The sequence below is a fragment of the Massilia soli genome (assembly GCF_016809835.1).
GTDB classification, from domain to species: Bacteria; Pseudomonadota; Gammaproteobacteria; order Burkholderiales; family Burkholderiaceae_D; genus Telluria_A; species Telluria_A soli.
The window spans coordinates 102,375-116,642 of record NZ_JAFBIL020000005.1 but is presented as its reverse complement, the minus strand read 5'-3'; the positions used below and the strand labels follow the sequence as shown (position 1 = coordinate 116,642).

Annotated in this window: 14 protein-coding genes; 8 read left to right on the top strand and 6 right to left on the bottom strand. The window is 64.8% G+C overall.

Features of this window, described 5'->3' with window-relative positions; genetic code table 11:
* Positions 1-40: 40 nt before the first annotated feature.
* The 4 genes from I4X03_RS13155 (at position 41) to I4X03_RS13140 (ending at position 2,501) form a co-directional block, all read left to right on the top strand.
* On the top strand, positions 41-766 hold the full coding sequence (locus I4X03_RS13155; RefSeq protein WP_223468692.1) for a PEP-CTERM sorting domain-containing protein: 726 nt from the start codon (positions 41-43) through the stop codon (positions 764-766).
* A 56-nt stretch (positions 767-822) separates the two neighbouring features.
* Entirely contained in the window at positions 823-1,482 is a 660-nt protein-coding gene (locus I4X03_RS13150) for a hypothetical protein (RefSeq protein WP_223468691.1), read from the top strand.
* Positions 1,483-1,571: 89 nt separating this feature from the next.
* A complete protein-coding gene (locus I4X03_RS13145; RefSeq protein ID WP_223468690.1) occupies positions 1,572-1,895 on the top strand; it encodes a thioredoxin family protein in 324 nt (107 codons plus the stop codon).
* A gap of 60 nt (positions 1,896-1,955) precedes the next feature.
* Entirely contained in the window at positions 1,956-2,501 is a 546-nt protein-coding gene (locus I4X03_RS13140; protein ID WP_223468689.1) for a hypothetical protein, read from the top strand.
* 1 nt (position 2,502) lies between these two features.
* On the opposite strand, the gene I4X03_RS13135 is transcribed toward I4X03_RS13140, so the two are convergent.
* From I4X03_RS13135 to ompR, 4 genes are read right to left on the bottom strand one after another with little or no spacing between them, the layout of a single operon-like run.
* Positions 2,503-2,883 (bottom strand): RidA family protein, encoded by a 381-nt coding sequence (locus I4X03_RS13135; RefSeq protein ID WP_223468688.1) that lies wholly within the window; start codon positions 2,881-2,883, stop codon positions 2,503-2,505.
* Positions 2,880-3,836, bottom strand: a complete 957-nt coding sequence (locus I4X03_RS13130; RefSeq protein ID WP_223468687.1) for a threo-3-hydroxy-L-aspartate ammonia-lyase — start codon at positions 3,834-3,836, stop codon at positions 2,880-2,882. The genes I4X03_RS13135 and I4X03_RS13130 overlap by 4 nt, the downstream gene beginning before the upstream one ends.
* Positions 3,837-3,891: 55 nt before the next feature.
* The gene (locus I4X03_RS13125) at positions 3,892-5,265 is read right to left on the bottom strand and encodes a sensor histidine kinase family protein (protein ID WP_370660518.1); all 1,374 of its coding nucleotides are present in this window, start codon (positions 5,263-5,265) and stop codon (positions 3,892-3,894) included.
* Positions 5,265-5,966: an osmolarity response regulator transcription factor OmpR gene (gene ompR, locus I4X03_RS13120; protein WP_223468686.1), complete on the bottom strand. Its 702-nt coding sequence runs from the start codon at positions 5,964-5,966 to the stop codon at positions 5,265-5,267. The genes I4X03_RS13125 and ompR overlap by 1 nt, the downstream gene beginning before the upstream one ends.
* Positions 5,967-6,235: 269 nt before the next feature.
* Here ompR and I4X03_RS13115 point away from each other — a divergent pair, with 269 nt between their 5' ends.
* Both I4X03_RS13115 and I4X03_RS13110 read left to right on the top strand, forming a co-directional pair.
* Positions 6,236-6,658: a hypothetical protein gene (locus I4X03_RS13115; protein ID WP_223468685.1), complete on the top strand. Its 423-nt coding sequence runs from the start codon at positions 6,236-6,238 to the stop codon at positions 6,656-6,658.
* Positions 6,659-6,820: 162 nt separating this feature from the next.
* Positions 6,821-8,707 (top strand): flagellar assembly protein A, encoded by a 1,887-nt coding sequence (locus I4X03_RS13110; protein ID WP_223468684.1) that lies wholly within the window; start codon positions 6,821-6,823, stop codon positions 8,705-8,707.
* Positions 8,708-8,720: 13 nt separating this feature from the next.
* Here the strand turns inward: I4X03_RS13110 and I4X03_RS13105 are convergent, their stop codons facing one another.
* Entirely contained in the window at positions 8,721-9,854 is a 1,134-nt protein-coding gene (locus I4X03_RS13105; protein WP_223468683.1) for a DNA topoisomerase IB, read from the bottom strand.
* Positions 9,855-10,068: 214 nt separating this feature from the next.
* Here I4X03_RS13105 and I4X03_RS13100 point away from each other — a divergent pair, with 214 nt between their 5' ends.
* Together I4X03_RS13100 and I4X03_RS13095 are read left to right on the top strand one after the other, a co-directional pair.
* Positions 10,069-11,535, top strand: coding sequence for a catalase (locus I4X03_RS13100; protein WP_223468682.1), 1,467 nt, complete (start codon positions 10,069-10,071; stop codon positions 11,533-11,535).
* Between the two features lie 167 nt (positions 11,536-11,702).
* The gene (locus I4X03_RS13095; protein ID WP_223468681.1) at positions 11,703-12,203 is read left to right on the top strand and encodes a chemotaxis protein CheW; all 501 of its coding nucleotides are present in this window, start codon (positions 11,703-11,705) and stop codon (positions 12,201-12,203) included.
* Positions 12,204-12,226: 23 nt separating this feature from the next.
* On the opposite strand, the gene I4X03_RS13090 is transcribed toward I4X03_RS13095, so the two are convergent.
* Positions 12,227-14,227, bottom strand: a complete 2,001-nt coding sequence (locus I4X03_RS13090) for an ATP-binding cassette domain-containing protein (protein ID WP_223468680.1) — start codon at positions 14,225-14,227, stop codon at positions 12,227-12,229.
* Positions 14,228-14,268 lie beyond the last annotated feature (41 nt).

The window sequence follows — 14,268 nt, the reverse complement described above, 5'->3', positions numbered from 1 at the left end:
TTATTGTAATTCGCTTGAATAACAACAACAGGTACATCGCATGAACAACTTTCTCAAGCTCTTACCCATCTTGCTATCGGCTGTCGCGTTCAGCGCGCACGGAGCACTGATCGATTTCGAAGATGTTGCCGAGGGCACAGTGAGCACGAGCATTGTCAGCAACGGCTTCAAGTTTGTCGCCAACTACGGTGGCGCGATTTACGTCACCGGCGGCTCCAGCTGCGCGCCGCCATGCGCGTCGAATGGGACCCGCACATTGCTTGCGGCCGGGCCTTTGCTCGGCTACGCCGACCGGATCACCGTCAGCCGCGCCTCTGGCGGCGAATTCAGATTGACCAGCGTCGACGCCGCCGAACTGTTTTCGGCGCCATTCCTGGCCGACGGTGCAGTGCAGATCAGTTATCAGGGCTTTACCAGCGGCGCGCTCGTTACCACCGGTTCACTGGTGCTGGACCAACTGGTGGACGGCCCCGGCGGGATACCGGACTTCCAGACGTTCGCCCTGCCGGGCATGGTGGTCGATACTTTTGTGTTCACCGGGCTCGGCAGCTTCACCGGCAATAATGGCTTCACGCTTGATAACTTTGTCGTCGACCTGGTAGGCGGCCCCGGGCCCGATCCTGATCCTGACCCGGATCCGGACCCTGAGCCGGGCGAAGTGCCCGAGCCCGGATCGCTTGCGCTTGGCGCATTGGGCATCGCCGGCATGTTGGCGGCGCGGCGCCGCGGCGCTGGCCGCGCCGCCGCTTGTCCGCAGGCGGCGTAAGCGTCATACTGGGCACCCGACATTTCCGGCCGCGCCCGCGGCCTCCAGTGCCACCCATGCTCCCAGCCGCGCTAGTCCTCACCGTCGCCTTGTCCATGCCCGCGCTTGCGCAGGATACGCAGCCAGAGCGGCGCGACCCAACCGCCCAGGAAATCGCATCGTTCAGCGCTTTCCAGGGCAGCGCGGCGGGCGCGCCTGTGTTCGAGATCGTGCGCGCCTCGCGCAAGGCGCCGTGGCAGGTCGAAGCCAGCGTTGCCGGCGCCCCTTACCGCGCCGCAGGTGCACTGTGCCGCATGACGCAGAACCGCTATGCGTACGATGCGCGGGCAGCCGCCAGCCGCCGCTGGAGCATGGCTGGCGAAAAGCGCTTCGCCTGGCTTGACCGTGCAGGCTGCGGCAAACCGGCGCGGCTGGTCGAACTCAAACAGCGTATCCCCGATGCCGACCTGGCGCCCCTTATTGCGCAGCACGGCGTGCTGTTACTGCGTTCGCGCCTGCTGTTCTCCGGGAACACCAGTTGCGCCCCGCACCGGTCGCTGCGCTTCCGCCTTGCCGCGGTCGACGTCAGCGCGCCGCCGTACGGCAAGGAGGAGCTCCATGCTCTGGTGTTCGACAGCGACGGCGCGGCGCGTGCCCAGGTGTGGATCAGGAAGCGCGGCGCCGAACTCAATGCGTGGGATGTCGCCTGCAGCGTCCCCGGCGCCGCGGCGCAATAGAACGACTGGTGCGGGCCTTGCCGCAGCCTGCATGGCATACTTGACTAACACGGCGCATGCGCGCCAGACAAGCGTTGAAAGGAGCCAGCATGGGCAAGGCATATGAAACCACGCAGCCGGAACGTAGCGCGATTGACGCGATGCCTGGCACTGTCGCACTCGAATTTGGCACCGGCTGGTGCGGCTACTGCCGGTCGGCGGAGCAGCACATCACGTCGGCCCTGGCGGCCAGTCCGTCGGTAACGCACATCAAAGTCGAAGATGGCCCCGGCCGTCCGCTCGGCCGTTCGTTCCGCGTCAAGCTGTGGCCGACCGTGGTCGTGATCAAGGATGGCAAGGAATTGGCGCGCGTCGTGCGTCCCGCCGACGCCAATGAGGTACGCCAGGCGATCGCGCAGGCCGAGAAGGATTAAGGCGTTGACACCGGGCTGCGCCCGGCCTATCTTGCTGCTCACACCACCACAGGAGCAGTCATGAAATTACTGGGTACCGCAGCCATGCTGGGCGCTCTCGCAGCCGCCATTCCCGTCCACGCGCACGACGCTGGCAAGCCTGATGCGAAGGCCGAGTTCTTCACGCGCCTCACGGCATTGTGCGGCGCCACCTTCGAAGGCGCCTCGGTGTTCCCGCGCGATGCAGGCGATGCCTTCGCTGGGAAAAAGCTGGTGGCCCATGTCGCCTCATGCAGCGCGGACGAAGTGCGGGTGCCATTCATCGTCGGCACCGACCGCTCGCGTACCTGGGTCTTCAAAAAGAGCGGCGCGGGCCTGGAACTCAAACACGACCATCGCCACGACGACGGCACGCCCGACGAACAGACCATGTACGGCGGGATGGCGAATGCCAAAGGCAGCGCCAGCGTCCAGTCGTTCGAAGCCGATGCCTACACGGCCAAGCTGATCCCGGCCGCATCGACCAATGTATGGACAGTGACGCTGGCGCCGGACGGCAAGTCGATGTCGTACTACCTTGAGCGCGACGCCAAGCCGCGCTTCAAGGCTGAACTGCTACGAAAGTAAATCAGGCCGAGGGGCGCGCGGCGACCATCTGCACTTCGACGCTGTAGCCGAAGTGCAGTTCGGGCACCGGCACCACCGCGCGGGCAGGCTTGTGCGCGCCGAATACGCGGGCATAGGTCGCGTTAAATTCTGGCCAGTGTGCGATGCCGACGATGTACACGGTGCACTGGACCACATCGGAAAATTCGCATCCGGCCGCGGCCAGAATCTTCTCGCACTGCCCGAACACCGATTCGCACTGGTCCTGGAAGGTATCGACGTTCGGATCGACCACACCCTGTTGCGGCAGCACGCCGGACAGGTACACCATGCCGTTGGCCTCGACCGCCTGCGAATAATGGCCTGCCGGTGCGGGCAGGCCTTGCGCCTGGATCAGCTTCACGCCGCACCCACGAAGCGTGCGAAGGCGGCCAGGTCGACATTGCCGCCGCTGATCAGGATGCCGACCTTCTTGCCCTCCACCGGCACGATGCCGTTCAGCGCCGCCGCGGCGCCAAGGCAGCCGGTCGGCTCGACGATCATCTTCATGCGTTCGGCGAAAAACTTCATGGCGTCCACCAGCTGCGCGTCCGACACCGTCACGATGTCGTCGACGTCGCGCTTGATGACGTCGAAGTTATGGTCGCCGACGTGGGTGACCTTGGCGCCGTCGGCGATCGTATCGGGCACGCCGATGTGCACGACCTCTCCCTTGCGCAGCGATTGCTGGCCATCGTTGCCCAGTTCCGGCTCGACGCCGATGACCTTGCAGCCGGGGGAGAGCGCACGCGCGGCCAGCGCGGAGCCGGCCAGCAGGCCGCCGCCGCCAAGGCACACCAGCAGCACATCGAGCGGGCCCACTTCATCGAACAGCTCTTTTGCGGCCGTGCCCTGGCCCGCAATGACGTCCGGATGGTCGTAAGGGGGAATCAGGGTCATGCCGCGTTCCTGGGCCAGGCGGCGCCCGATCTCTTCGCGGTCTTCCTTGTAGCGGTCGTAGATGATCACTTCGCCGCCATAGCCTTTGGTCGCGGCGACCTTCAGCGCAGGTGCATCGTGCGGCATGATGATCGCCGAGCGAATGCCCAGCAGGCTGGCCGACAGGGCGATCGCCTGCGCATGGTTGCCCGACGAGAAGGTGACGACGCCAGCGCGGCGCTGGTCTTCGGTAAAGCGCGCCAGGGCGTTGTAGGCGCCGCGGAATTTGAAGGCGCCGATGCGCTGGAAGTTCTCGCACTTGAAGAACAGCTGCGCGCCGGAGCGCTGGTCGGCGGTACGCGAGGTCAGTACAGGCGTGCGGTGGGCGGCGCCGAGAATGCGTTGCGCGGCTTGTTCGATATCTGCGTAGGTGAGCATGGTGTCCGGAGGTGGGCGCGAAACCGCTAGTATAAACCGCCTGCGCGTCGCGGACTTACTCGGCCAGCGGCATCAGGATCTCGATGCGCAGGCCGCCGCCTTCGCGGTTGCTGACATGGAGTTCGGCGTTGTGGCGCGACACCACGCGTTCGACGATCGCCAGTCCCAGCCCCGCGCCGTTGGCCTGTCCGCGCGCGCTGTCCATGCGCGTGAATGGCTTGAGCAGCTGTTCGATCTGGTCTTCCGGAACCCCGGCGCCGTGGTCCTGCACCTCGATGGCGACCCGCTTGCCCGCGCCGGTCGGCTTGATGTGGCAGGCGATGTCGATCTCGGTAACGCCGGCGCCTGGGGTCTGGCCGTAGCGGCGCGCGTTCTCGATCAGGTTGTTGACCACGCGGCGCAGGTCGGTCGCGTTGCCGTTGACGAGCAGGTCCTGGTCAATGTCGGTATTGACCTTCATGCCTGGGATGCGCTCGGCCGCGCGGGCCGCGTCTTCCAGCAGGCCGCTGATGTCGATCGGGACGAACGTGGCCGCTTCGGTTGGCTTGGCGTAGTCGAGGAACTGGCCGATGATGGCGTCCATCTGCGCGATATCTGACTGCATGCCTTCGCGCGCCTCGGTGCCCAGGTTGGCCATCTCCAGTTCGAGCTGCATGCGCGCCAGCGGCGTGCGCAGGTCATGCGAGATGCCTGCCAGGATCACCGCGCGGTCGGACTCGACCTGCTGCAGGTCTTCGACCATCTGGTTGAAGCTGCGGTTGGCCTCGATGATCTCCTTCGATCCTTTTTCCGGCAGCGGCGCCGGGCGCTTGCCCTGGGCGATGTCGCGCGCCGCGGCGGTAAGGCGTGCCAGCGGCAGGTTGACCAGGCTGGAAATGAGCGCGGCGCCGAGCAGCGACAGCACGCCCACCACGCTGGCCCAGCCCAGCCACTGCACGCCGGTCAGGCCGGACAGGCGCTCGCGTTCGAGCATCAGCCAGTATTTGTCGTCGTCGATGTTAAAGCTGATCCAGAAGCCGGCGATCCCGTTGACGCTGCTGGAGAACTGGGTGTCGGCGCCAAGCTTGTCGCGCACGATCTTGGCGATGTCGGGCATCAGTGGATTATCCGGCGGCGGATCGACGACGTCGGAGTCTTCCAGCGCGAAGATGCGGATGCCCTCGTTCGACACCAGTTCGAACAGCAGTTCGCGGCGCAGTTCGGGCGCCGAGTGGGTCAGGGCGGCGTGGGTGATGGTGACGACAGAGATCACCAGCTGCGCCGTCTGTTCGACCTTGGCGCCGCGCTGGATGGTGCTGATCATGCCGATCCACGATGCCATCGAGAGCGTGGTCAGGATGCTCAGTAACAGGAAGGTGCGCCAGAACAAGCCGCTGCGGAACCTGCCCAGGCGCGGCGTTGCCGGCCTTGTTTCGTTACGAAGGAACACTAGCGCGGCTGTCCTTCAGGGATGAACACATAGCCAAGGCCCCATACCGTCTGGATGTACAGCGGGCTGGAAGGATCGGGCTCGATCAGCTTGCGCAGGCGCGAAATCTGGACGTCGAGGCTGCGGTCGAACACTTCGTATTCGCGGCCACGCGCCAGCTCCATCAGCTTCTCGCGCGACAGCGGCTGGCGCGCATGGCGTGCAAACACCTTGAGCACCGAGAACTCGCCGGTGGTCAGCGGTACCGTGTCGCCGTTCTTTTTCAGGGTGCGGGTGCCGAGGTCGAGAACGAACTGGCCGAACTCGAAGGTCTGCGGGGTTTCGGACGGCGCGCCGGGAATTTCGTCGGGGCCTTTGCGGCGCAAGACAGCGCCGATGCGGGCCACCAGCTCGCGCGGGTTGAAAGGCTTGGGCAGGTAGTCGTCCGCGCCCATCTCGAGGCCGACGATTCGGTCGACGTCTTCGCCTTTTGCCGTCAGCATGATGATCGGGGTCTGGTCGCCGGCGCCGCGCAGGCGGCGGCAGATCGACAGGCCGTCTTCGCCAGGCAGCATCAGGTCAAGCACCAGCAGGTCGTAGCGTTCGCGCAGCCACAGCTTGTTCATGGCGGTGGCGCTTTCCGCGGTGACGACGGCGAAGCCTTGCTCGGTAAGGTAGCGGCGCAGCAGGTCGCGCAAACGGACGTCGTCGTCCACTACCATAATTTTGGCGGTGTGACCACCGGCGCCCGTGGCCGTTGTATTGTTGACTGCGTTCGATGTCGATGTTGGATTCATATGGCTGTCAGATTTGTCATATTCATGTCGCTATGGTAACGTCATATCGCTTTATGCATGCGCTCTGCATGCAAGGCATTACAAAGTGTTACAAACCTTACCCAATTCGGCTTACACCCCTATGCGATTAGCCATACACTGGCCTCAAGCGAGTGAAGCTTATCTGTTTAAATGGCATCGCGGAAGAGGAACCTATGAATAACCTGCACAACAAAATCGACGCGGCATCAGGCGCCCAATTTTTCGGCCGGTATTCGTTCGTCCGCCGTGTCGCCGCTGGCCTGGTGATGGCCGGCGCCATGGTGTCGCTCGCCCATGCAGGTCCGGGCGATAACGATGCGCAGCGTGCGATGCAGTCGCAGCGCGGCGATCGCCAGCCGCCGCCGGACCGCCAGGAACGTGTACGCCAGTACGATACGCGCCAGTTCGATGCGCGCACCTTCGAGGCGCGCGCCGAGGAGCAGCGCCGCCAGCTGCAGATGCACCAGGACCAGAACCAGCAAAACGCCGAATCGAGCCGCCGCGGTGGCCGCCTGACCCCGGACGAACGTCGCGACCTGCGCCGCCAGATCAACGAAGCGGGTATGGATCTGTACCCGAAATCCCCGCGCCGCTAAGGCCAACAGTTCGGCAATTGTCATTTTTTGGTGACAATTGCTAACTTTCTCCTTGCCATTTTGTTTATGGCCGTAATACTCGTGCTACCCTTGCGAAAAATCTTACCATCGAAGTAAGAACATTTACATAACCGCAACATAGCCAAGAGACCGGGGTATCGTTTGTCCATTGAGTTTTCCGAAACAGAGCCGGCGCCGGCTGCATACCCTGGCCCGGGCGCGGAGCAGCTGGGGCCGGGCATCATCGCGCGCGCCGATGGTGTGTATGCCGACCCAGGCGCAGGCGGCGCTGTCCTGATCTCCAGCGTTGATAGCATCTTCGGCAAGAACCGCTATTTCGGCGACATCGACTACCCCGCCTTCATCCAGGCCTTGTATAACCATGGGCCGGCCCGCGAGCGCGCCGGCGACCTGCTGCGCATCGCGGCGAGCGTCGAGCTGTTCATGCCCGAGCGGCGGGCCCTGTACAAGGCAGTCAAGATCAGCAGCGGCCGGGCCGAGTACTACTTCGAGCCGGTGTACATTGCCGACCCGAACGACGCCGGGAGCGCCGGGGTCCTGGCCCGCCTCGATCCCGGCGAGTTCGTCGCCGACCTGTGGGGCAAGGGGATCCGCTTCGGCATCGACATGGCCGCGGTGAGCGCCGCGATTGCCTCGAACAAGTCGGAACGCACCATCGTCGCCGAACAGTGCGATGCGGTGCCGGGCATCGATGCCCATGTGATCGAAGTGAGCGAAGACCTGCACCGCAGCGATGCGCCGCGCCAGCTTGCCAACGGCAAGCTTGACCTGATGGCGTTCCAGAACCGCTTCCCGCAGATCCAGCAGGGCGCGCGCTTGCTGAAGAAGATTCCGCGCAGCGCCGGCGAGAACGGCTATGACCTGGCCGGCCGCGCGCTCGAGCCGGCGCTTCCCAACGACGTCGACCTGAACCGGATGACGGGACCGGGCACCAAGGTCGAGGTTACCGCCGATGGCGAGTTTCTGGTGGCGATGCAGAACGGCTTCCTGAATGTCGACCGCCAGAGCACCCAGGTCTCGGTCGGCGACAAGATCGTCAGCCGTGACGGCGTCAGCGCGCGCACTACCGGCAACCTGCAGCTCGAGGGCGACTACGAGGAGTTCGGCGAGGTCCAGGAAAAGCGCGTGATCGAAGGCGAGGGCATCACCGTGCACGCCGACGTGTTCGGCAATATCGTTTCGCGCGGCGGCGCGATCCTGCTCAATAAGAACCTGGTCGGCGGTTCGGCCCACAACGCGCTCGGCAACATCACCGTCAATGGCGTGGCGTCGGCTGCGATCATCCAGGCCGCGCAGGGCGATGTGCGGCTCCAGCGCGCCGAGAGCTGCGTCATCTCGGGTACCCGCGTCTTCGTCGAGCATGCGGTGAACTGCGAGATCATCGGCGACGACGTCGTCATCAACCAGGCCGAAGGCTGCGCCGTGGCTGGCCGGCGCGTGCAGATCGAATCGGCCGGCGCCCGCAAGCAGAGCGAAATGCTGGTGTTCGTGCTGCAGCCCGATTGCCAGCGCATCGATGACGTGATCTTGCAGATCGGCGAGCGCGTGGCGATGTTTGCCCAGGCTGCCGCGCAGCGCAAGGAGGAAATGCAGGCGCTGCAGGCGCGCGAGGACGTGCGCATGTACATGCAGCTGGCGACCCGCGTGCGCAAGGGCGAACTGGTGTTGTCGCCCGAGCAGGCGCCGCAGTTCCAGAAGATGGGCGCCGCGGTCGCACCGTCGCTCAAGGCGATCGGCAAGCTGTCCGAAGACATCAAGGCGGCGGAAACCGAGCACCAGGCCGGGTCGGCGCTCGTCGAACAGCTGAAGGAGCAGCGCCGCGCCAGCGCGGGCGGCAGCTCGGTGAGGGTCGGCAGCCTGACCGGCGAGACCGCGGTGCACGCCATCAAATACCAACCCAACGGCGACAGCACCTACGACCTGACTCCCAAAGAGATCAAGGCCAAGCTGCGCGCGACCGTGCCCCAGGGCGAGTGCATTTTCGCCGGCAGCACCGGTTCGGTCGACTGGGACAGCGGCCTTAAATAAACGAACGCCGCTGCTACTTCTTGCGGCTGGCGCGCTGTTTCCTTGCGGCCGGTTGCGCTGCCTCGCGCTGCAGGCGCTGCTGCAGCATCGCCAGCACCGCCGCCTCTTCAGGCTGCAGGTCGTGCAGTTCCTCGACCAGCTCCTTCTCGGCGCGGGTGCGCAGCGCTTCCAGCACGGTCCCTTCAAGATACGCGTCGATGATCGCCGGGTGCACATAGCACTTGCGGCAGATCGACGGCGTATTGCCGAGCTTTTCAGCCACCGATTCAATCGCCCGCACGATGTTCTTTTTGGCTTGCGCTTCCGAATCGAACTTCTCGAACTCCTGCAACGCCAGCGCCGCCAGCACCGTCCCCGACCAGGTGCGGAAATCCTTGGCCGTATACTCTTCGCCGGTGATCTCGCGCAGGTAATCGTTGACGTCGGCCGAGTCGATCGAGTGCGGCTCGCCGTCCTCGTCGAGGTACTGGAACAGCTCCTGGCCAGGCAGGTCGCGGGTACGCTGGATGATGCGCGCCAGCCGGCGGTCTTCCACTTTGATTTTATGGAACACGCCGCTCTTGCCGCGGAAGCGGAATTCGACCGCCTTGCCATCGATGTTCACGTGGCGGTTGCGCAGCGTGGTCAGTCCGAAGGACTTGTTGGTGCGGGCGTATTCCTCGTTCCCGATCCTCATCATGGTCAGCTCCAGCAGGTAGACCACGGTCGCCAGCATCTTCTCGCGTGGCAGGCCTTGCAGCTTGAGCGCGGCGTCGACATGGCGCCGGATGGCCGGCAGCGCCTTGCCGAAGTTGAGCATGCGCTCGTATTTCACCTCGTCGCGCAGGTGGCGCCAGCGCGGATGGTAGCGGTACTGCTTGCGGCCTCTGGCATCGCGTCCGGTTGCCTGCAGGTGGCCGTTGGCCTGGGCGCAGATCCACACCTCGGTCCATGCGGGCGGAATCACCAGCGACTTGATGCGGGCCAGCGTGGCTTCGTCGGTGACGCGGGCGCCCGCGGCATCGGCGTATTCGAACGCGCCCGGACTGCCCTTGCGGCTGATGCCGGGGCGGGTATCGTTCACGTAGCGCAGTCCGGCCGACTTCGCGGCGGCGGGCGCATCCATGTTCGGCAGCGGGCTGGCGCCCGGCAGGGTTTCACTCTTCATTCTCGGCCTTCAAACAGTCGTGGCGATGCGCCGCCGGGGTAATTTTTCGGATAGTACATGGACTGCTTCGCCCGGGTCGGTTGCTTCACACACCATCGTGACCGAATGTTTAAATATGAAAAGCTATCATTCCGATTAAATCAATCAACTTCTCTTATGGTTGCCCGGTCGATAAGATGAACCTCATCGCACCGACCAACAACAAGGAGAACGCATGACCCAGCCACCACGCCAGACGACCGCATCGGGAATTCCGGTTGAAGACGACCAGAACTCGCTGAGCGCAGGCCCGCGCGGACCATTGCTGCTGCAGGACTTCCACCTGATCGAAAAGCTCCAGCACTTCAACCGCGAGCGCATTCCCGAGCGCGTCGTCCACGCCAAAGGCTCCGGCGCGTACGGCACGTTTACGGTTACCCACGACATCACCCACTTCACCAAGGCCGCACTGTTCGGCGCCGTCGGCAAGCAGACCGAGACATTCGTGCGCTTTTCGACGGTCGGCGGCGAACGCGGCAGCGCCGACAGCGAACGCGATCCGCGCGGTTTCGCCGTGCGTTTCTACACCGAAGACGGCAACTGGGACCTGGTTGGCAATAACACGCCAGTGTTCTTCATCAAGGACCCGATCAAATTCCCCGACTTCATCCACACCCAGAAGCGCTGCCCGCGCAGCAACCTGAAGTCGGCCAACATGATGTTCGATTTCTGGAGCCAGGCGCCGGAGAGCCTGCACCAGGTGACGATCCTGTTCTCCGACCGCGGCACGCCGGACGGCTATCGCCACATGGACGGCTTCGGCAGCCATACCTTCAGCCTGGTCAACGCCGACGGCGAGCGGGTGTACGTGAAGTGGCACCTGAAGACGCGCCAGGGCATCAAGAACCTCGACGCGGGCGACGCCGTGCGCCTGGCCGGCGCCGACCCCGACTCGTCGCAGCGCGACCTGTTCGAGGCGATCGCGCGCGGCGACTTCCCGCAGTGGGACGTCAGCGTGCAGGTGGCGCGCGAACAGCAGCTGGCCGACTGGGGCGCGCGCACCGGCTGGAATCCGTTCGACCTGACCAAGGTCTGGCCGCACCGCGATTTCCCGCTGCAGCCGGCCGGCGTGCTGGAACTGAACCGCAACCCGGTCAACTACCACGCCGAAGTCGAGCAGGCGGCGTTTTCGCCGGCCAACGTGGTGCCGGGCATGGGCTACTCGCCCGACAAGATGCTGCAAGGGCGGCTGTTCTCGTACCATGACGCGGCGCTGTACCGGGTTGGCACCAACCACCAGCACCTGCCGGTCAACGCGCCGCGCTGCCCGTTCCACAACCAGCAGCGCGATGGCGCGATGGCGGCCGGCCATGGCGGCGCCGCGCCGAACTATGCGACGGTGAACGCGGCGGGGCAGCACGGCGGCGGCATGGGCCATGGCGAGCCGGAACTGGCCCTGGCCGGCGCGGCGGGGCGCTTCGATGGGCGCGGCGGCGAAGACGACTACACCCAGCCCGGCAACCTGTTCCGCCTGCTGCCCGCGCAGGAAAAGCACAACCTCTTCAACAACCTGGCCGGCGCGCTGGCCGGGGTCGACGCCGAGATCCTGCAGCGCCAGCTGGGCCACTTCGACAAGGCTGACCTGGCCTACGGCAGGGGCGTGCGGGAAGCGCTGACAGCCCTCGGCCGCAACGTCGATTGATGACAGGGTAGTCTTTTTCCTATAGGGCCGGCCTTGGCGCCGGCCCTTTGTACATAGGCGAAACGGTCAGCGGGGGAAGTTGATTACAGTCAACAAGGGTAAGAAGGACTACACGTACTATAGGACTTCGTTACCTTGCCGCATACCCGCAGAACGAAAGGATCGCCATGTACACCGTCGACGCCACCCAGACTGGCAGCAACCTGATCGAGTTCCTGAGCTTCCAGCTCGGCGGACTCGAATACGGGCTGGATCTTCGCAAGGTGCAGGAGCTGCGCTGCCTGAAGTCGCTCGAGCGTTTCGCCTCCAGCGGCGAAATTGTCGAGGGCGTGGCGGTGTCGCGCGGCGTCATCATGCCGATCGTCGACATGCGGGTGGCATCCCGCGACGGCGCCCGGACGGCGGCCCAGACCGACGTGATCATCCTCCAGCTATCGAGCTGCGTGATGGGAATGGTGGTGGATGGGGTCACTGACGTGGTGCGCCTGTCGCCCGCGCAGATTTCGCCGCTGCCGGTCGATGCGCTCAGCGAGGAGGGCGGCTGCGACTACTTCGTCGGATTGGGCGAGGTCGACGCGCGGCGCCTGATCCTGGTCGACATCGACAAGCTGATGTCTCTCAAGCGCTCCGGCGCCGGCGAGTCCGAAGGCGCGCAGCAGGCCGCATAAGGGCCCGCCGCGGCGCCGCGTGCTTACGCGGCGACTGCTTCCAGCTGTTCCTGCAGGTCCATCCATTCGGCTTCCAGCTGCGCCAGGTCCTTGGTGTAGAACGCCTGGTCAGCCATCACCGCCTTCAGCTTGGCCTTGTTGGCCGCCTCGTAGATCGCAGGTTCGGCCAGCTTCGCATCGACTTCGTTCTTCTGCTCGGTGCGTTTGGCGATCTGCTCTTCCAGTCGTTTCAGCTTGTTCTCGATCGGTTTACGCAAGGTTGCCAGGCGCTGGCGCTGTTCGGCGTCCTGGCGCTTCTGGTCTTTGCTGTTGACGACAGGCGCGGCGGCGGCCGGCGCGATCGGCGAAGCAGCCGGATAGTCGGTCTTGTTTTCCTTGCCGGCCGCCGGCAGCACGCTGGTGCCCTTGCCAAGCTTGGTCTGGAACAGCCAGTCCTTGTAGTCGTCCAGGTCGCCGTCGAACGGCTGCAGGCGGCCATCGGCAACGATGATGAACTGGTCGGTGGTGGCGCGCAGCAGGTGGCGATCGTGCGATACCACCACCAGCGTGCCTTCGAACTGCGCCAGCGCCATGGTCAGCGCTTCGCGCGTTTCGAGGTCGAGGTGGTTGGTCGGTTCATCGAGCAGCAGCAGGTTGGGGCGCTGCCAGACGATCAGGGCCAGCGCCAGGCGCGCCTTTTCGCCGCCGGAGAACGGGCGGATCGGGCTGGTGACCATGGTGCCCGGGAAGTTGAAGCCGCCCAGGAAGTTGCGCAGCTCCTGTTCGCGCACGGTCGGCGCGATTTTGGCCAGGTGCCACAGTGGCGACTCGTCATGGCGCAGCATCTCGACCTGGTGCTGGGCGAAGTAGCCGATCGACAGGCCCTTGCCGATGGTGGCGTCGCCGGTCAGCGGCGCCAGTTCTCCGGCGATGGTCTTGATCAGGGTCGACTTGCCGGCGCCGTTGACGCCCAGCAGGCCGATGCGCTGGCCGATCTGCAGCGAGAACTTGATGTTCGAGACGATGGTCTTGTCGGCCACCTTGTCGCCGTGCTCGTCGAGAATCGGATAGCCGGCGTTGACGTTTTCCATCACCAGCAGCGGGTTGGGCGCCGACAAAGGCTCGCGGAACTCGAACGAGAATTCAGCGGCGGCGCGCAGCGGCGCCAGTTCTTCCATCTTGGCCAGCGCCTTCATGCGGCTCTGGGCCTGGCGTGCTTTCGAGGCCTGCGCCTTGAAGCGGTTGACGAAGGACTCGAGGTGGGCGCGCTGGCGCATCTGCTTTTCCAGCGCGCCGGCGGCCAGGATCATCTGGGCCGCGCGCTGGCGCTCGAAGCCCGAGTAGTTGCCGGAGTAGCGTTTCAGCTTGCGCTCGTCGATGTGCACGACGACGTTGACGATTTCGTCGAGGAAGTCGCGATCGTGCGAAATGATGATCAGGGTGCCGGCGTAGCGTTTGAGCCAGTCTTCGAGCCAGATGATCGCATCGAGGTCGAGGTGGTTGGTCGGCTCATCGAGCAGCAGCAGTTCGGAAGGGCACATCAGCGCCTGCGCCAGGTTCAGGCGCATGCGCCAGCCGCCCGAGAACGAGGCCACCGGCTGCTGCATCTGTTCCATCGAGAAGCCCAGGCCAAGCAGCAGCTGTTCGCCGCGCGACTGCACGGTGTAGGCGTCGGCGTCGGCCAGCGCGCTGTAGATCTCGCCGATGGCGATGCCGTTGTCGCTGGTGTCAGGCTCCGATTCGAGGCGTTCGAGCTCGCCCTGCAGCTTGCGCAGGTTGACGTCGCCATCGATCGCGTAATCGAGCGCGGCGCGGTCCAGCGGCGGGGTTTCCTGGGCCACGTAGGCCATGCGCCACTTGGCCGGGAAGTCGATCTCGCCCTGGTCGGGATGCAGCTCGCCGCGCAGCATGGCGAACAGGCTCGATTTGCCGGCGCCGTTGGCGCCGATCAGGCCGATCTTGTCGCCGGGGTTGAGCGTGAGGTCCACGCCTTCGAGCAGCGGCTTGGTGCCGCGCATGAGGCTTACGTTGATGAAGCGGATCATTGAAGTCTTTAGTAGTGTGCGTGGCGGATGCGCGTTGCTTA